Raw genomic sequence first — 16,796 nt, 5'->3', positions numbered from 1 at the left:
GAGAGTACACACCATGCATGCACCGGAAGAGGGGAAGCTGCGCGTCGGCTTCACCGAGCTCATCGATTTGGCCGCGGAGAAGGTTGGCGGCAAGGCCCTGCTGGCCAGTGACGAGTTCTTCGCCGGCAAGGAGAACCTGCTCAAGCCCGGCCGGGGCGTCTTCATCCCCGACAAGTACACCGAGCAGGGCAAGTGGATGGACGGCTGGGAGTCGCGCCGCAAGCGCGTGCCCGGCCACGACTGGTGCATCCTCCAGCTCGGCCTGCCCGGCGTGCTGCGTGGCGTGGACGTCGACACCAACCACTTCGTGGGCAACTTCCCCGGGTACGCCTCCGTGGACGCGCTGGAGGTCGAAGGCTCGCCCTCCGCGCAGTCGCTGGTGGACGCGAAGTGGACGCGCATCCTTCCGCAGCTCCGGCTGCAGGGCGGCTCGCGCAACCTCTTCCCCATCCTGAGCGAGCAGCGCTGGACGCACCTGCGCCTCAACATCTACCCGGACGGCGGCGTGGCGCGTTTTCGCGTCCATGGCGAGGTGCGGCCGGACCTGACGCGGCTGACGCATGCGAATGGCGCGGTGGACCTGGCGGCGGCGGAGAACGGCGGCACGGTGTCCGCGTGCAACGACGCCTTCTTCGGGCCGAAGGACAACCTCATCCTGCCGGGTCGCGCGGCGAACATGGGCGAGGGCTGGGAGACGCGCCGCAAGCGCCTGCTGCCGGGCTTCGACTGGATTGTGGTGAAGCTGGCCGTGCCCGGCTCCGTGGAGCGCGTGGAGGTGGACACCGCGCACTACAAGGGCAACTTCCCGGAGAGCGCGTCCCTGGAGGGCATCACTCTGCGCGAGCCGGTGGTGGACTTCGCCAACGCGCATGACCTCGTCTGGACGGAGCTGCTGCCGCGCACGAAGCTGCAGGCGGACCACCGGCATGACTTCGAGTCCGAGCTGAAGGCGAAGGGGCCCTTCACCCACGTGCGGCTGAAAATCTTCCCCGACGGTGGTGTCAGCCGGCTGCGCGTCCACGGGCGGCCGGCATGAGCGCGCTGCACCGGCTCAACACGCTGGCCCCCGAGGCGGCCAGGGAGGAGCTCTTGCGCTGCTGTGGCTCCTCGCGCTGGGTGGAGGCCATGGTGCGCGCGCGGCCCTTCCGTGACGTGGAGCACGTGTTGTCGGAGGCCGGGTGGTTGTGGGAGCAGACGGGGCCCGACGACTGGCAGGAGGCCTTCAAGCACCACCCGCGCATCGGGGATGTGTCCTCGCTGCGCGCGAAGTTCGCGTCCACCGCCACCTGGTCCTCGCAGGAGCAGGGCGGGGTGAACGGCGCCGCCGAGGCGGTGATTCAGGGCCTGGCCGACGGGAACAAGGCCTACGAGGAGCGCTTCGGCTTCATCTTCCTGGTCTGCGCGACGGGCAAGAGCGCGGAGGAGATGCTGGGGCTTTTGCGCGCGCGCCTGGGCAATCCTCCGGACGAGGAGCTGCGCATCGCCGCTGGCGAGCAGGCGAAAATCACCCGCATCCGATTGGAGAAGCTGCTGGCGTCATGAGCACACTTTCCACCCATGTCCTCGACACGCACCGCGGCCGTCCGGCCGCTGGTGTTCCCATTGCCCTGGAAGTCCAGGTGTCCTCCGGTGAGTGGAAGGAGCTGGCTCGCGGCGTCACGAATGACGATGGCCGCGTGCGCGACTTCCTGCCCGCCGGCGCGCGCGTCGAGCCCGGCGTCTACCGGATGTCGTTCGACACCGGGACGTACTTCCGCTTGCTTGGCGTGAAGGGGTTCTACCCGTCGGTGTCGGTGGTGTTCGAGCTGGCCGCGCCCGACGAGCACTACCACGTGCCCTTGCTGCTCAGCCCCTTCGGCTACTCCACGTACCGGGGGAGCTGAGGGGCGTCAGGCCTTGTTGGCGGCCTGCGCGGAGGCAGCGGCCTGGACGGGGCTGCTTCCGCGCCGCAGCAGGGCGTGGATTTCGGCGATGAGCAGCGCCGGCTTCACGGGCTTGACGAGATACGCGTCGGGCACGGGCAGGCTCGGGTCGCTGTCCGAGCGGGGCGCGTAGCCACTGACGAAGACGACGGGGATGTGCTGGAGCGTGGGCTCCTGACGGCAGCGGCGGCACAGCTCGTAGCCGTCCATGCCTTCCATGTTCACATCCGAGAGGAGCAGGTCGGGCGGCTGGCTCAACGCCAACGCCAGCCCGGCCTCGCCATTGGCCGCCACGGCGCAGTCGAAGTCGCCGGACAGCAGGAGGCGCAGCGTCTCGCGCATCGTCCAGGAGTTTTCGACGATGAGGACCTTGGGCTTCACGATGCTCGGGCTCCTCCGGTGATGGTATCGGGCCCCGTGGGAGACGGCCTCGGGTGGAGCATCACCGCTCGGCGCCCGCCGTAGCAAGGGGTCCTCCCTCACCCCCAGACCCAGGTACAAGGTGGATGCCGACAGGTGCTCCCGGAGCGGTGCGTCGAGGGCAACTCCCCGGGTGGCGGAGCTTCACCAGGCCACGTCGAGATGCCTCCAGGTCTGAGCCTGGTCGCCGCACGCGCGCGGGGACCTGCTCGGACGTGCACGCATCGCCCCGCTCCACGCGCACGTGTTCCCGCAGGTAGCCCGGAGGGCGCGGGGATTGGATGCGTGGCCACCATGCTTCATGCCCGCGCGTCGTGTGGGTGTCGCCTGTCCGACGGGCGCGCGGAACTGACGGTGCGCTGGACTCGTGTTGGCGAATATCAGGCGGCCTGGTTCGGACGGCGGAGGAAAGGGGGTTTCCTCCGTTCCAACGGAGTGTGTCCGATACATGGAAACGTGATATTCCATCGACTTCTGGATTCTGCCGACCTTCCGGTCCCGCCTTCGTGAGCGACGAAGAGAAGACAACCGTCCTTGACGAGCGCAGCCCTCCTCCGAGCTCCTGGGGGGACCGCATCCGCACGCCCGTCACCCTGCCAGGAGACGCGGCCGGAGCGCGCCGCTCGCTCGAAGTGGGGATGGTGGTGACGGGGCGCTACCGGGTGGAGGGACTGCTCGGTGAAGGCGGCATGGGCCGCATCTGGCTGGCGGAGGACCTGCACGAGAAGCGCAGGGTGGCGCTCAAGGAGATGCAGGTCCCCGCGGGGCTGACGGCGGGGAAGACGGAGGAGCTGGTGCTGATGTTCCGGCACGAGTTCTTCGCGATGAAGAAGCTCCAGCACCCGGGCACGCTGAAGGTGTTCGACTGGGGCATGACGGAGGCCGGCAACCGCTTCATCACGATGGAGGTGGTGGACGGGCAGGACCTGAGCACGCTGGCGCGCGAGGCGCCGCTGGACACGCGCACGCTGTACCGGGTCCTGCTGCAGATGGCGCAGGTGCTCGCGTTCATCCACTCGCGCCTGTACGTGCACTGCGACATCAAGGCGAGCAACGTGCGCATCACCCGCTCCGGCGCGGTGAAGCTGATGGACTTCGGGGTGATGCACCAGTTGGGCACCCCGAGCCCCGGCAAGCTCAAGGGCACGCTCGAGTACCTGGCCCCAGAGTGGCAGCGCGGCGCGAGCATCGACGGGCGCGCGGACCTCTACTCGCTGGGCGTCATGGCGTACTACCTGGTGACGCGCAGGCTGCCCTTCAAGCGCAACACCCCGGCGGCGCTGCTGGCGGACCACCTGACGCGGCCGCCGCCCCGTCCCTCCACGCTGTGCCCGGTGGACCCGCAGCTGGAGGAAATCATCCTGCTGTTACTGGCGAAGGACCCGCGCGAGCGCTTCCAGGACGCGAGCGAGCTGATGGAGGCGCTCTGCCACGCCAGCGGTGAGCCGATGCCGGAGGAGCCCCTGTCGGCGCGCTCCAGCTACCTGCACGTGCCGGAGGTCGTCGGGCGCGCGGCGGAGCTGGAGGCGCTGATGAACGGGCTCGCGGAGGCGGACTGGGGACAGTCGCGCGCGGTGCTCCTGGGCGCGCCCGCGGGTGTGGGCAAGACGCGGCTGCTCCAGGAGTTCGAGTTGCAGGCGAAGCTCGCGGAGCTGCCCTTCGGCCGGGGACAGTGTCGCGCGGAGGGGCAGGCGCCGCTGACGCCGATTGCCCAGGCGCTGCGCGCGCTGATGCCACACACGCCGACGGAGGTGATGGAGCGGCTGTCCCCGCGCCTGTCTCGGCTGTTGCCCTCGCTGTCATCGGCGGAGTCCGCGGGCGTGGCGCAGGTGCCCGGCGAGGAGAAGCTGGGGTTCTTCGGCGCGCTGGCCGAGTGGGTCCAGGCGCTCGGCAAGCGGATGACGTTCGTGCTGTGCTTCGAGGACCTCCACTGGGCGGACACCGCCTCGCTGGAGGTGCTCAACGTGCTGATTCGCGCGCTGCAGGGCACGCGCGGCATGGTGGTGGGCACGTTCCGTTCGGGAGAGCTGAGCCGGCTGAGCCTGGCGTTCCAGACGGTGGACGAGAAGCTCACCTGGCGCATGGACCTGGAGCCGCTGGCCGCCGAGCACGTGGGCACGCTGGTGGGCCTGGCGCTGCCGGGCCTGCAGGTCCCCGAGGGCTTCGTCGCGCGGCTGCACGAGACGACGGGGGGCAACGCCTTCTTCGCCACCGAGTGTCTGCGCGCGCTGGTGGAGGAGGGCGCGCTGACGCGCGTGGGCGGCCGGTGGACGGCGGAGGCGGGGCTGGACACCCGGCCCCTGCCCGAGAGCATCCAGGCCGTGGTGCTGGAGCGGTTGTCGTCCGCGCCCGTGGAGCAGGTGTCGCTCTTGCGCAGATTGGCTCCGGCGGGACGGAGCCTGGAGCTGCCCATGGTGCGGGCGCTGGCGGAGCTGCCGGAGTCGGAGCTGTTCGCCGTCCTGGACGGCATCGTCGAGCGGCAGTTCCTCCAGGAGGAAGAGGGCCGGTACGTCTTCACGCACGACACCGTGCACCAGGCCATCTACGACAGCACCCAGGACGAGGAGCGGCGGGCCGCGCATGCGCGGGTGGCGCTGGCGCTCCAGACGCTCTACTCGCAGCGGCCGGACCTGTCCCGCACGGTGGGCTGGCACTACCTGCGCTCGTCGGAGCCGGAGCTGGCCATTGGCCCGTTGCTGGACGCGGGCCGCGCGGCCATGGAGGCGCAGGCGCTGCTGGAGGCGACGCTGTTGTTGAAGGAGGCGTCCACGCTGCTGGAGGCCGCGCCGGACTTCCCTGGACGCGACCGGCTGCTGTTGCGCATCTGGGTGACGCTGGTGGAAGTGGGCTACGCGAGCGACCCGCCCAGCTCCCTGGCCTTCTCGGAAAAGCTCTTCGCGCACTGGGCGGCGACGGTGGACCTGGTGGAGGGCCGCAGGCTCGCGCTGGCGCAACTGGACGCGGCGTGCGCGGCGCCGGAGGACGAAAGGCCCGCGCGACTGCGTGAGTTGTTCCGCGAGCGCGCGGCGGACGCGCAGTCGTCGCCCGAGGACATCTTCTGGAAGCAGGCGGAGCTGCGCATCCTCCAGGCCATGGCGCTGGCCATCGTCGGGCGCACGAAGGACCTGGACGTGCTGCTGGAGCGCGTGCGGGCGGAGCAGCCCGAGGTGTCGCCGTACCGGGCGGGCGCGTTGCTGGCTCCGGCGGTGCTCAGCGCGTACACGGGGCGCTCGGCGGGCGTGGTGGAGGCGCAGTTCGAGCAGCTCGCCCGGCTGCGGGGGATGCGCGAGGTGATGGGCCGGCTGCCGAGGCGCCTGGCGTGGGCGCTGGGCATGGGCGGCTACATGATGAACATGAACCTCGCGTTGCGCGGCGAACCGCTGGACGCCCAGGCGACGCGGGACGGCTACGCGGTGGCGGAGGCCCACGGCTTCACCGACGTGCGCGCGTTCCACCTGTTCTCCGTGGTGACTCGCGCGGCGTTCACGGGAGACGGCGCGGCCTTCGTCCCGGCCTTCACCGAGAAGACGGACCTGGTGCGCAGGCTGGGCAACCCCCGGTTGATGGAGCGCAACCTGGCCATCTTCACGCCGCCCTACTACCTGGAGCGCGGCGAGCACGAGCATGTGGCCGCCGTGGTGGCGCGCGCGGAGTCGCTGGCGCGGGTGCTCCCGGAGGACCGGTGGTTGCAGTGCCACGTGCAGACGTATCAGGCGTGTCGGGACGTGCTCTTCGAGGACGCGGCGGCGGTGCGTCAGTCGTTGCCCCGGGCCCTGGTCTCCGCGCGCGAGGGCGGCATCCGGATGGAGACGCTGCTGCGCGTCTACCAGTCCCGCTTCGAGCGGGAGCAGGGGAACCTGGAGGCCGCGCGCGAGGCGGCACAGACGGCGCTCTCCCGCGCGGTGGACCCGGTGCTGGCGAATCCCTGGGATGAAGTGCTGGCGCGGCGCGCGATGGCCGTGCTGCTGCCGGGCGAGGAAGGGTTTACGCACCTGCGTCGCGCGCTGGCGCTGGCGGAGCTGACGGGCAACGTGCTGCAGGTGGGGCTCGTGCATCTGGCGCTCGCGGAGCGTGCGGTGTCCGCGGACGCGGCCGTGGTGGAACTGGAGGCGGCGGAATCGGCCTTCACGGAGGCGCGGGCGTCCAACCTGCTCGCGCAGGCGACGTCGCTGCGAGGTGCGCTCCAGCGGAGCGCGGAGTCCCGGCAGAGCGCCTGAACGCGGGTCGAGGCGACGTCGCTGCGAGGTGCGCTCCAGCGGAGCGCGGAGTCCCGGCAGAGCGCCTGAACGTGGGTCGAGGCGACGTCGCTGCGAGGTGCGCTCCAGCGGAGCGCGGAGTCCCGGCAGAGCGCCCTGAGCGCGGGTCGAGGCGACGTCGCTGCGAGGGGCGCTCCAGCGGAGCGCGGAGTCCCGGCAGAGCGCCTGAACGCGGGTCGAGGCGACGTCGCTGCGAGGGGCGCTCCAGCGGAGCGCGGAGTCCCGGCAGAGCGCCCTGAGCGCGGGTCGAGGCGACGTCGCCTTCGAGCGCGCTTCAGCGCGGAGGCGACACAGTGCGCCTGAGGGACCTCCCGCGTTGGTGCGTGAGCCCTCCCCCATGTGTGAGGTGTTCGGGGACCCCGAGGCGCACTTGAGAAGTCGCTCTTTCCGCCAGCCTCCCCCGAGAACGCGGTGCGCGAGGGCGTTAGAGTTCCGCTCATGGCCCTCGCACCCCTGCGCTTCTGTTTCGACTATCTGTCTCCCTACGCCTATCTCGCGTGGACGCGCATGCCCGCGCTCGCCGCCCGCCATGGTCGCGTGGTGGAGCCCGTGCCGGTGCTGCTCGCCGCCGTCCTCAACGCCACCGGCAACATCGGCCCGGCCGAGGTTCCCGCCAAGCGTGGCTACGTCTTCAAGCACACCTTCCGCATCGCTCACGAGCTGGGCGTACCCTTCGGTCCACCCCCCACGCACCCCTTCGTCCCGCTGCTCCCCCTGCGCGTGACGGCCGCGGTGGACGACCTGGAGGCGCGCGGCCGCCTGGTGTCCGCCCTCTACGCGGAGGTCTGGGGCGGAGGGAAGGGCGCCGAGTCGCCCGAGCAGGTGGCCGTGGCCATCCAGGCCGCCGGGCTGGACGCCCCCACGCTGCTCGCCGCCGCCCAGCGGCAGGACATCAAGGACCGTGTGCGCCGGAACACGGACGAGGCCATCGCCGCGGGTGCGTTCGGCGTGCCCACCATCTTCGCGGACGGGGAGCTGTTCTTCGGCGTGGACTCGCTGGGCCACCTGGAGCGCTTCCTCCGGGGCGAGGACCCGCTGGCGTCGGTGGACCTGGCCCGGTGGAAGGATTTGCCGGCCACCGCGTCCCGACGCTGAAGGGGGCCCTGGGAGCGCCGGTTTCCGCTAGGGTGCCCCGGGTGGATGGGCCGTTGGTCGCCCGCCACGTTCCCAGGTGCTCACCGCATGAACGTTCTCGCCGAGCTGGGCATCGTCGTCGCTGGCCTCGTGCTCGCCATCGTCCTGCTGGCGCTCAACTTCTGGCGCGCCATCCTCTTCCTGTTCCCCCACAGCGTCCGCGTGGAGCCGGAGGCCCCGGCCGACCAGATGGACATCCCCTTGGAGCTGGCCCAACTGGCCATCCAGCTCCAGGGCCTGGGCTTCGTGGCGCTCGGCAGTCACGAGGAGAAGCCCCGCCTGCGGAAGGCCACGCTCTCCTACGACTGGGCACACCCCGTCGAGCGGGTCTTCGCCACCATCTACCAGACCCCGGATGGCGAGCCCCGGCTCTACTTCCTCACCCCCCTGGCGCCGGAAGGCTTCGTCATCACCGCCGGTTATCGCCGCCCCGCCCTGGACGTCCCCGGGGTGTACCGGAGCGGTTCACTGGCGGACGCTTCGCCCGAGCGCCTGCTGCGCGCCCACCTGCGCCGCATGGAGGGCGTCACGCCCGCCGGGGACTTCTCCTGGGAAGGTCGGGTGGAGGCCGGGCGTTCCTGGTACCGCGGGCTCGGCCGGAAGGAGATACGTCGGCAGAACCTGCAAGGGCTGTTGTGGACGGTGATGGCGCTTGCCATCGTCGCCAGCGCCTTCCTGGGGCGGCGCGCGTCCTGAATCCCCGCCACCCCGTCACTGCGCGCGTGCACCGCGCGCCCCTTGAGAGTAGGTAGACGAGCACCATGAAGAGCGTGTCCAAGACCGAGGAAATCTTCTTTCTTTCCGGCAAGCGCACCCCGTTCGGGACCTATGGCGGCAGCCTGAAGGACCTCAGCGCCACCGACCTCGCCGTGGAATCGGCGAAGGCCGCCTTCGCCCAGGCGAAGGTGTCCCCGGAGCTCGTGCAGCACGTCGTGTACGGCAACGTGGTGCAGACGAGCGCGGATGCCATCTATCTGCCCCGCCACGTGGGCCTGCGCACGGGCGTTCCCATCGCCGTGCCCGCGCTGGGCGTCAACCGGCTGTGTGGCTCCGGCTTCCAGGCCTTCACCACCGCCGCGGAGCTGATGCTCACCGAGCAGGCGAGCTGCGTGCTCGCCGGTGGCACCGAGTCCATGAGCCAGGCGCCCCACGTCATCCGGGGCGCGCGCTGGGGCCTGCCCCTGGGCAAGGGCAACCTGGAGGACATGCTCTGGACGGCGCTGACGGACAGCTACACCGGCCAGCCCATGGCCATGACGGCCGAGCAGCTCGCGATGGACTACTCGCTCACGCAGGAGCAGGTGGACGAGTACGCGGTGCTCACCCAGAAGCGCTTCGCCGCCGCGCAGGAGGCGGGCCGCTTCCAGGACGAAATCGCGCCCGTGACGCTCAAGGGCAAGAAGGGCGACACCGTCTTCGCCAGGGACGAGCACAACCGTCCGGAGACGACGGTGGAGGGGCTGCGCAAGCTGCCCAAGGTCTTCAAGAAGGACGGCGTGGTGCACGCGGGCGCCGCCAGCGGCATCTGCGACGGCGCGGGCAGCATGGTGATGGCCACGCGGAGCTTCGTGGAGAAGCATGGCCTGAAGCCCATCGCCCGGCTGGTGAACTGGGGCGTGTCCGGGTGTGACCCCAAGGTGATGGGTATCGGTCCCGCGCCCGCCATCCGCCAGTTGCTGGAGCGCGCGCAGGCGAAGCTCGCCGACGTGGACCTGTTCGAGGTGAACGAGGCCTTCGCGCCGCAGTACCTGGCGGTGGAGAAGGAGCTGGGCCTGCCGCGCGAGCAGACCAACGTCAATGGCGGCGCCATCGCCGTGGGGCACCCGCTGGGCGCTTCTGGCGCGCGCATCACCACCACGCTCGTCTATGAGCTCAAGCGCCGTGGTGGACGCTATGGTATCGGCTCCGCCTGCATTGGCGGCGGCCAGGGCATCGCGGTGCTGGTCGAGGCGCTCTGATGCCTGCACACGACTTCCAACCGGGACGCGAGATGAGCAACGAGGTGGACGCGAAGACGGCCCGTGAGCGGGCCAAGGCCATCGCCGAGCAGCGCCGCGCGGAGCGCCGCAACCGCAAGCGCAAGTGCGTGGTGTGCGGCGTGGAGGAGAGCGACAAGACGCCGCTCACCGCCCACCCGGAAGGCATTGGCCCGGCCTGCAAGGACGAGGTCTCCTGCCAGAGCCGCAGGGCCGCCGCGGGGCGGTGAATTTCCTGGGGCCTCGCGTCAGTGGACGCGCGAGGCTCCTGGCCCGCAAAGCGCCGGTGTCGGCTGCGCGACTGTGGGAGATGTGCCCCTGGACGTGGGGCCGGGCCTGGGTGGCCCGGATTCGCCCGAGGCCGGTAAATCGGGCCCGTTTCTTGATAGCGGAATCGTCTCGGGGTAAACGTCCAGAATCTCAGCTTGAGACTTGAGACGAGGGTCGGAATGGGCGTTACGAGCTTCACGGGAGTCAAGGTGTTCTCCACCACGCTCGCGCGTGATCGCGAGAACATGGGTGAGAACATCACCAAGTGGCTCAAGGAGAATTTGAACAACGTCGACGTGGTGGACAAGGTGGTGACCCAGTCCTCGGACAAGGAGTTCCACTGTCTGACCATCACGATTTTCTACCGCGCGAAGGCCTGACTCGTCGGCCAGCAACGCGCGGAGTCGATGTGCGAGGGCGCTCTCCCGGGACCGGGTGGGGCGCCCTTCGTCGTTTGGGGTTGCGAAGCGGAGAGGGTTCCACCACCTTTGGTCGGCTGTTGAGCCCGTAGTGGAGGATTGAATGCGACCGATGCGCAGCTTCGGCGGCAGGGGTGGCGGAGGCTGGGGCCTGCCCGGTCTGGAGTCCATGTCGTCCAAGCTGGCGGTGGGGTTGGTCGCGGGGTCCGTCCTGTACCTCCTGCTGCGCTACCAGGGGTCCACGCAGGGCCTGTTGCTGCTGCTGTCGCCCAACACCGTCTTCGGCAACCTCTTCCTCTGGCAGCCGCTCACCTACGGCTTCATCGAGAGCGAGCCCATCAGCATCCTCTTCGGAGCGTTGCTGCTGTGGAGCATCGGCGGCTCGCTGGAGAGCTCCTGGGGCTCGAAGCGGCTGCTCATGGTGGCGGTGGGCTGCACGGCGCTCGCGGGCTACGTGCTCGGCGTGGTGGGCCTCTTCATGCCGCTGCCCATGGGGTACCAGGGTGGCTGGGTGATGGGCACGGTGCTCTGGGTCGCCTACGGCCTGTCGATGGGCCGGGGGCAGACGAACTTCTGGGGCATCCCGCTGTCGGGCAACGCGTTCGCCGGCATTGGCGCGGGCTTCGTCGTGCTGCGCATCCTCACGGCGGGCCTGGCCAGCCAGCTGCCGCACGTCATCGCGATGGTGCTGGTGTTCGCCTACGTGCGCGGCGCCAGCCCCAAGCGGTTCATGCTGCACTTCCAGCACTGGCGCCTGCAGCGTCAGCTGCGAGGCAGGTCCAAGCACCTGAACGTGGTGCCCAAGGACAAGGACCGGCCGGACCGGGATCAGTTCCTCAACTGACCCCCGTCGTGCCGTGCCTCAGTGGGCCGCCTCCGGGTGGCCGTACTGCTTGAGCTTCCGGTAGAGCGTGGCCACGCCGATGTCGAGCTGCTCGGCGGTGCGCGCCCGGTTGCCCGCGTTCTGCGCCAGCACCGCGAGGATGTAGTCCTTCTCCATGTCCTCGAGCCGGCGCGGGTTGCCGGCGGGGATGAGGCTGGGCGGCGCGGCGCGCACTTCCTCGGGCAGGTCATCGCGCTCCACGCGGCTGCCCTCGCACAGGGCCACCGCGCGCTCCAGCGCGTTGCCCAGCTCGCGCACGTTGCCCGGCCAGTCGTAGCGCAGGAGCTGGTCCGCCGCGTCGGGCGCGAGTCCGGACACCTTGCGGCCCAGGCGCTCCGCGGCCTCGGCGAGCAGCAGCCGGGCCAGGGGCAGGATGTCCTCGCGCCGCTCACGCAGCGGAGGGATGCGCAGCTCGATGACGCGCAGGCGGTAGTAGAGGTCCTGGCGGAAGCGGCCCGTGCGCACCTCCTCGCTCAAGTCGCGGTTGGTGGCGGCCACCACGCGCACGTCCACCTTGCGGCTGGTGTTCTCGCCCACGCGCCGGACTTCCTTCTCCTGGAGCGCGCGCAAAAGCTTGGCCTGCATGGAGGCCGGCACCTCGCCCACCTCGTCCAGGAAGAGGGTGCCGCCGTGCGCGGCCTCGAAGAGTCCGGGCCTGTCGTTCGTCGCGCCGGTGAAGGCGCCGCGCGCATGGCCGAACAGCTCGCTCTCCAGCAGGCTCTCCGTGACGGCCGCGCAGTTGACGGCGATGAAGGCCTTGTGCGCGCGCGTGGACTCGTCGTGGATGAGGCGGGCGATGCGCTCCTTGCCCACGCCGCTCTCTCCGGTGACGAGCACCGTGGAGTCCACCTTCGCCGCGCGGCGCCCCAGGTTGATGACGCGCAGCATGGCCTCCGCGCGCGCCACCATGCCCGCCGGGTCCTCCGTCACGCCCGCGCGCGCCAGCGACTGCCGCTTCGCGCGCAGCTTGCGCTCGGCCTGCTTCAGCGCGTCCGTCACCTGGCCCAGCACGCCCTCCATGCACTGCGTTTCATAGAAGCGCAGCACCTCCTTGCACTCGGTGCTCCACTCCTCGGAAGGACGGCCGACGATGTGGCACGCCGCGTCCCCCTGGCCCACGCAGCGCACCTCCGTGCAGTAGATTTCCCGCCCGTTGACGTAGCTCATGTAGCCGGACGCGAAGCCGGTGAGGCTCCAGCACACCGGGTGGTCCGCGCGGCCCAGGTGCAGCAGGTGCTGCTCGGCTTCATACGAGTCGCGCCACTGCGCCTCGGCGAAGGGCTCCGGGCCCTCCTCGGGCTTGCGCTCCACGCGCTCCACCCGCACCTGCCCTTGCAGCGTGTGCAGCCGTCCGCCCGCGCGGCGCCACAGCGACTCGTCCTTCCACGGCACCGCGCCCTTCATCGCCTCCGCGGTGCGCCAGCCGTGCGCGTAGCCCAGCCGCGTGAAGATGCCGCGCGCGGCCGTCACCCCCATCAGCTCCACCAGCTCCTTGCGCAACAGCCCCAGCGCCACCGGGTCCATGAGGAGCACCCGCTGCCCCGCGAAGTGGATGAGTCCGCCCCCTGGCTCGAAGGACAGCAGCTCCCCCAGCTCCAACGCGTCGAATGGCCCCGCCACGGTGTCCCGCTCCCTTCCAAAGTGATGTCTCTCTCTATCGTTTTGAGAGGCTCCGCGCACGCAAGGATGTTGAGAAGTCGTTATTTCAAGGGGTTGGAATGAGCTGGGCCCTGGTCCTGGGGTTGCAGTAGAAGGCCCCCATCATGGGAGACGGACTGGACAGGCGGGAGGTCTTGCAGGGCGCGGCGGCGGCCGGCGTGGCGGGCGTCCTGGGCGCTGGCTCGAAGGGCGGACGGGCTGCCGCGCTCTTCGTGTCGCACGGCTCGCCCATGGTGGCGCTGGACGCGGATGCGTATCCGCGCGCGCTGAAGACCTTTGGCGACGGCGTGGCGACGGCGCGGGCCGTCGTCGTGGTGTCCGCGCACTGGGAGACGCCGGGCGAGGTGCGCGTCACCGCGAGCGCGAAGCCTCCGCTCGTCTATGACTTCTCCGGCTTTCCGGAGGCGCTGTACCGGCTGCGGTACGCGGCGCCGGGCGCACCGGACGTGGCCTCCGACGTGGTGGCCCGATTGGGCGCGGCGGGGCTGAAGGCCGTCGCGGATACGGAGCGCGGCCTGGACCACGGTGCGTGGGTACCGCTGCTTCATACGTTTCCACAGGCAACGTTGCCGGTGGTGCAGGTGTCGATGCCGCTGGGCGCGAGCGCGGCGGACGTGGCGAAGATGGGCGAGGCCTTGCGGCCGCTGCGCGCCGAAGGCGTGCTGTTGATGGGAAGTGGTGGCATCGTCCACAACCTGCGCCGTGTGAATTTCCATCAGAAGGATGCGTCCCCGGAGCCGTGGGCGCAGTCCTTCGACACCTGGGTGGCGCAGAAGCTGGAGGCGCGGGATTTCGTGGGCCTCCAGTCATGGTTGGATGCACCGAATGCGAAGCTCGCGCATCCGAGAGCCGAGCATTTGTTGCCGCTGTACTTCGTCCTCGGAGCGGCCCTCCCCGAAGACCGTCTCACTTCAGTTTTCGAGGGCTTCCATCACGGAACCTTGTCCATGCGCAGCTTCGCGCTGCGCGCCTGAACCCGTAGTTCATCGAGGAGCACACCCCTATGAAGACGACCCTGAAGAGCGCGATTGCCCTGCTGGTGGCCCTGCCGTCCCTCGCCCTGGCTTCCACGTGGGACGTTGACACGGCCCACTCCGGCGCCGAGTTCTCCGTGAAGCACATGATGGTGACGAACGTGAAGGGCTCCTTCGGCAACGTGAAGGGCACCATCAACCTGGACGACAAGGACATCACCAAGTCCACCGTCGAGGCCACCATCGACGCGACGACCATCAACACGAACAACGCCAAGCGCGATGAGCACCTGAAGGCGCCGGACTTCTTTGACACGGCGAAGTTCCCGACCATCACCTTCAAGTCCACGAAGGTGGAGAAGGCGGGCGAGGGCAAGCTGAAGGTCACCGGCAACCTGACCATGCACGGCGTCACCAAGCCCGTCGTCCTGGACGTCACGGGCCCGACGAAGGAGTCGAAGGACCCCTGGGGCAACACCCGCACGGGCGTGGAGGCCACCACGAAGCTGAACCGCAAGGACTTCGGCCTGACCTACAACCAGGCGCTGGAGACGGGCGGCGTGGCGGTCGGTGAGGAAGTCACCGTGAACCTGGACCTGGCTCTGACGAAGAAGGCGGACGCCGCGGCTCCTGCCCCGGCGAAGAAGTAGTCGTCGCTTCGTTCATCGACGCTGAATGAAAGAGGGGCTCCCACGGTGGTGGGGGCCCCTCTGTCGTTTCAGGGTGTGCCGCGTGCCTGCCGTGTGGCGCTCAGCCCTCGGCGACGGCCTGCACGCTGGAGCGGTAGATGAAGATGCGGGCGGTGTTGGTGCGCTGGTCCGCGGGGACGACGAAGAAGCCGGGCGTCGTTCCCTTGAAGTCCTGCGAGAAGCCGGCGACCTGGCGTCCGTCGTTGAAGGTGACGCGAATCTTCTGGCCCTCGGCCTGGGGCTGACGCGCGCCCGCGGCGAGCATGAAGAAGATGGCCTTCACGCGCTTGCCGGGAATCTGCTCCGGCGCGTAGCCGCTCTGCTGCTCCAGGGAGATGACCTCGTCGAGCAGGTCCGCGTCGCGGATGGTGCCGCGCTTCACCTGTCCTTCGACGGTGTGGATGATGACGCGATGCTCACCTTCGATGAACGAGGTGATGGGCTCGGTGTGCATCGGCGGGGTGACCGCGAAGAGCGGCTCCCGTGAGGCGGCGAGTGTCTGCGTGCGCTCGGCCAGGGACGCGGAGGCCCGCGCGGTGGGGAGCGGGCTGGCCGTGTAGGGATTCGGCTGGGCCGGTGCGGGGCTTCTGAGCGCGGAGCTCAGCGCCGCCGCGGCCACGGCGGTGGCGGCGAGTGGAGGCGTGGCCTCGGGAGGCTCGACGGCCTCTTCCACCAGTTCGATTTCGGCGAGGTCCTGCTCGAGTTCGACGGGGACCTCCTCCTCTTCGAGGGGCGCGGGCGGCGTGTCGAGGCCGGACTCGGTGGAGGAGAAGTCGTTCACCGGGGCGCCGAACGGATGCGCTTCCTGGGCCTGCCAAGGCGTGGTGGCCGGGGGAGGGGACTCCTCGGACCAGGAGGCGTCTTCGGTTTGGACCTGCTCGGTGGGGAGCGCGTCCTCGGAGGACAGCTCGACCATGGGCTCCACGTCGACGGACGCGTTGCTCCACTCGGTCTGTTGGGCGGTGGCCTCGGCGTAGTGGCCTTCGTGGGCTGTGGGCTCACTGCTCCACGTCGAGGTCGGAGTGGCGGAGTCGGGAGAGCCGCTCCACTCGGACTGGGGGACGGGCTGCTGCTCGGACCACTCGGCGGTGGGCTCGGGCTCCGCTGAGACCCACTCGGGTTGGAGTTCGACGGGAGCGGCTTCGGCCGTGTTCCAGGCGGACGAGGGTTGCGTGCCGGGCGCGGCCCACCCGGCCTGCGCGGGGGCCACTTCCTCCGGGGTTCCAGACCACTCGGACTGGACTGCGTCGGAGGGGAGTTCCTCTGGGGTGGCCCACTCGGGCTGAGCGGTGGCGGTGGCTGCGTCGCCCGTGGTGGCGGACCAGTCCGTCTGGACCGCGTCGGCGGGGAGTTCTTCCGTGGTGGCCCACTCGGACTGCGACGCGGGAGTGCCGGCTGCGTCCGTGGTGGCCCACTCAGCCTGGACCGCGTCGGCGGGGAGTTCTTCCGTGGTGGCCCACTCAGACTGAGCGGTGGCGGTGGCTACCTCGCTCGTGGATGCAGACCAGTCGGTCTGGACGGCGTCGGCGGGGAGTTCCTCCGTCGCGGCCCACTCGGCTTGTGCTTCCGTCGAGGCGGCGTGCTCTCCCGGAGTCTCCGTCGTGGCCCATTCGGCCTGGACGGCGTCGGGTGCGAGCTCTTCGGTCGTGGCCGCCCACTCAGGCTGGGCCGTGGCAACCGGCTCACCGGTGGACTCCGCGGCCCACTCTGCTTGAACAGCGTCGGGGGCAAGCTCCTCCATCGCGGCCCATTCAGGCTGCGCGGTGGCGGTGGCGGTGTCACCCGTGGACGCGGACCATTCGGCCTGGACCGCGTCGGCGGGGAGTTCTTCCGTGGCGGCCCACTCGGGCTGCGCGGTGGCGGTGGGTGCTTCGCCCGTGGATGTGGTCCACTCGGTCTGCACCGCTTCGGGCGCAATCTCTTCCGTCGTGGCGGCCCACTCGGGCTGCGCGGTGGTAACCGCTGCGTCGCCGGTGGCTGCGGCCCACTCGGTCTGGACGGCGTCGGCGGGGAGTTCCTCCGTCGCGGCCCACTCAGGCTGAGCAGGGGTGGCTTCGCCAGGAGAGGTGGCCCACTCGGCCTGGACGGCGTCGGCGGGGAGTTCTTCCGTTGTGGCCCACTCGGGCTGCTGAGCGGGCGTGCCGGTTGCGTCCGTGGTTGCCCACTCGGCCTGGACGGCGTCGGCGGGGAGTTT

At 70.1% G+C, this 16,796-nt stretch carries 14 protein-coding genes and 1 pseudogene; 12 read left to right on the top strand and 3 right to left on the bottom strand.

Translation table 11 applies throughout. The annotated features are described in order from the left end of the window. Positions 1–13: 13 nt before the first annotated feature. From alc to uraH, 3 genes are read left to right on the top strand one after another with little or no spacing between them, the layout of a single operon-like run. Positions 14–1,036, top strand: coding sequence for an allantoicase (gene alc, locus HUA74_RS31520; RefSeq protein WP_174457515.1), 1,023 nt, complete (start codon positions 14–16; stop codon positions 1,034–1,036). Then, on the top strand, positions 1,033–1,542 hold the full coding sequence (gene uraD / locus HUA74_RS31515) for a 2-oxo-4-hydroxy-4-carboxy-5-ureidoimidazoline decarboxylase (protein ID WP_174457514.1): 510 nt from the start codon (positions 1,033–1,035) through the stop codon (positions 1,540–1,542). The genes alc and uraD overlap by 4 nt, the downstream gene beginning before the upstream one ends. Beyond that, complete coding sequence (gene uraH / locus HUA74_RS31510) at positions 1,539–1,883, top strand: hydroxyisourate hydrolase (protein ID WP_174457513.1); 345 nt, start codon at positions 1,539–1,541, stop codon at positions 1,881–1,883. Before uraD ends, uraH begins: the two co-directional genes overlap by 4 nt. A gap of 6 nt (positions 1,884–1,889) precedes the next feature. Here uraH and HUA74_RS31505 read toward each other — a convergent pair whose 3' ends face one another. Further along, positions 1,890–2,303 (bottom strand): response regulator, encoded by a 414-nt coding sequence (locus tag HUA74_RS31505; protein WP_174457512.1) that lies wholly within the window; start codon positions 2,301–2,303, stop codon positions 1,890–1,892. 677 nt (positions 2,304–2,980) lie between these two features. Here HUA74_RS31505 and HUA74_RS31500 point away from each other — a divergent pair. The 7 genes from HUA74_RS31500 to HUA74_RS31470 all read left to right on the top strand — a co-directional run bounded on the left by HUA74_RS31500 (position 2,981) and on the right by HUA74_RS31470 (position 11,241). Then, on the top strand, positions 2,981–6,559 hold the full coding sequence (locus HUA74_RS31500; RefSeq protein WP_217443616.1) for a protein kinase: 3,579 nt from the start codon (positions 2,981–2,983) through the stop codon (positions 6,557–6,559). 477 nt (positions 6,560–7,036) lie between these two features. Then, positions 7,037–7,693, top strand: coding sequence for a 2-hydroxychromene-2-carboxylate isomerase (locus HUA74_RS31495; RefSeq protein WP_174457511.1), 657 nt, complete (start codon positions 7,037–7,039; stop codon positions 7,691–7,693). A gap of 87 nt (positions 7,694–7,780) precedes the next feature. Then, positions 7,781–8,428 (top strand): hypothetical protein, encoded by a 648-nt coding sequence (locus HUA74_RS31490; protein ID WP_141640732.1) that lies wholly within the window; start codon positions 7,781–7,783, stop codon positions 8,426–8,428. A 65-nt stretch (positions 8,429–8,493) separates the two neighbouring features. Beyond that, positions 8,494–9,690, top strand: coding sequence for an acetyl-CoA C-acetyltransferase (locus HUA74_RS31485; RefSeq protein ID WP_174457510.1), 1,197 nt, complete (start codon positions 8,494–8,496; stop codon positions 9,688–9,690). Between the two features lie 32 nt (positions 9,691–9,722). Beyond that, positions 9,723–9,938, top strand: coding sequence for a hypothetical protein (locus HUA74_RS31480; RefSeq protein ID WP_141640758.1), 216 nt, complete (start codon positions 9,723–9,725; stop codon positions 9,936–9,938). A 219-nt stretch (positions 9,939–10,157) separates the two neighbouring features. Next, positions 10,158–10,358: a hypothetical protein gene (locus HUA74_RS31475; RefSeq protein ID WP_141640730.1), complete on the top strand. Its 201-nt coding sequence runs from the start codon at positions 10,158–10,160 to the stop codon at positions 10,356–10,358. A 142-nt stretch (positions 10,359–10,500) separates the two neighbouring features. Continuing rightward, positions 10,501–11,241: a DUF1751 domain-containing protein gene (locus HUA74_RS31470; RefSeq protein WP_174457509.1), complete on the top strand. Its 741-nt coding sequence runs from the start codon at positions 10,501–10,503 to the stop codon at positions 11,239–11,241. A gap of 18 nt (positions 11,242–11,259) precedes the next feature. Here HUA74_RS31470 and HUA74_RS31465 read toward each other — a convergent pair whose 3' ends face one another. Then, positions 11,260–12,900, bottom strand: coding sequence for a sigma-54-dependent Fis family transcriptional regulator (locus tag HUA74_RS31465; RefSeq protein WP_141640728.1), 1,641 nt, complete (start codon positions 12,898–12,900; stop codon positions 11,260–11,262). Between the two features lie 143 nt (positions 12,901–13,043). Here HUA74_RS31465 and HUA74_RS31460 point away from each other — a divergent pair, with 143 nt between their 5' ends. Next, entirely contained in the window at positions 13,044–13,913 is an 870-nt protein-coding gene (locus tag HUA74_RS31460) for a dioxygenase (RefSeq protein ID WP_174457508.1), read from the top strand. Positions 13,914–13,942: 29 nt separating this feature from the next. Further along, positions 13,943–14,563, top strand: coding sequence for a YceI family protein (locus HUA74_RS31455; RefSeq protein WP_141640726.1), 621 nt, complete (start codon positions 13,943–13,945; stop codon positions 14,561–14,563). Between the two features lie 100 nt (positions 14,564–14,663). Here the strand turns inward: HUA74_RS31455 and HUA74_RS31450 are convergent. Continuing rightward, positions 14,664–16,796: pseudogene (locus tag HUA74_RS31450) on the bottom strand (hypothetical protein); the annotation flags it as partial.

This window comes from Myxococcus sp. CA051A (assembly GCF_013336705.1).
In the GTDB taxonomy this organism is placed as follows: Bacteria; Myxococcota; Myxococcia; order Myxococcales; family Myxococcaceae; genus Myxococcus; species Myxococcus llanfairpwllgwyngyllgogerychwyrndrobwllllantysiliogogogochensis.
The sequence above is the reverse complement of the archived record's forward strand: the minus strand, read 5'-3'. Positions and strand labels throughout refer to the sequence as shown.

Excerpts from the sequence above, each read along its gene's own strand:
- alc (WP_174457515.1), top strand. The coding sequence starts at position 14 with ATGCATGCACCGGAAGAGGGGAAGCTGCGCGTCGGCTTCACCGAGCTC.
- uraD (WP_174457514.1), top strand. The coding sequence starts at position 1,033 with ATGAGCGCGCTGCACCGGCTCAACACGCTGGCCCCCGAGGCGGCCAGG.
- uraH (WP_174457513.1), top strand. The coding sequence starts at position 1,539 with ATGAGCACACTTTCCACCCATGTCCTCGACACGCACCGCGGCCGTCCG.
- HUA74_RS31500 (WP_217443616.1), top strand. The coding sequence starts at position 2,981 with ATGGTGGTGACGGGGCGCTACCGGGTGGAGGGACTGCTCGGTGAAGGC.
- HUA74_RS31495 (WP_174457511.1), top strand. The coding sequence starts at position 7,037 with ATGGCCCTCGCACCCCTGCGCTTCTGTTTCGACTATCTGTCTCCCTAC.
- HUA74_RS31490 (WP_141640732.1), top strand. The coding sequence starts at position 7,781 with ATGAACGTTCTCGCCGAGCTGGGCATCGTCGTCGCTGGCCTCGTGCTC.
- HUA74_RS31485 (WP_174457510.1), top strand. The coding sequence starts at position 8,494 with ATGAAGAGCGTGTCCAAGACCGAGGAAATCTTCTTTCTTTCCGGCAAG.
- HUA74_RS31480 (WP_141640758.1), top strand. The coding sequence starts at position 9,723 with ATGAGCAACGAGGTGGACGCGAAGACGGCCCGTGAGCGGGCCAAGGCC.
- HUA74_RS31475 (WP_141640730.1), top strand. The coding sequence starts at position 10,158 with ATGGGCGTTACGAGCTTCACGGGAGTCAAGGTGTTCTCCACCACGCTC.
- HUA74_RS31470 (WP_174457509.1), top strand. The coding sequence starts at position 10,501 with ATGCGACCGATGCGCAGCTTCGGCGGCAGGGGTGGCGGAGGCTGGGGC.
- HUA74_RS31460 (WP_174457508.1), top strand. The coding sequence starts at position 13,044 with ATGGGAGACGGACTGGACAGGCGGGAGGTCTTGCAGGGCGCGGCGGCG.
- HUA74_RS31455 (WP_141640726.1), top strand. The coding sequence starts at position 13,943 with ATGAAGACGACCCTGAAGAGCGCGATTGCCCTGCTGGTGGCCCTGCCG.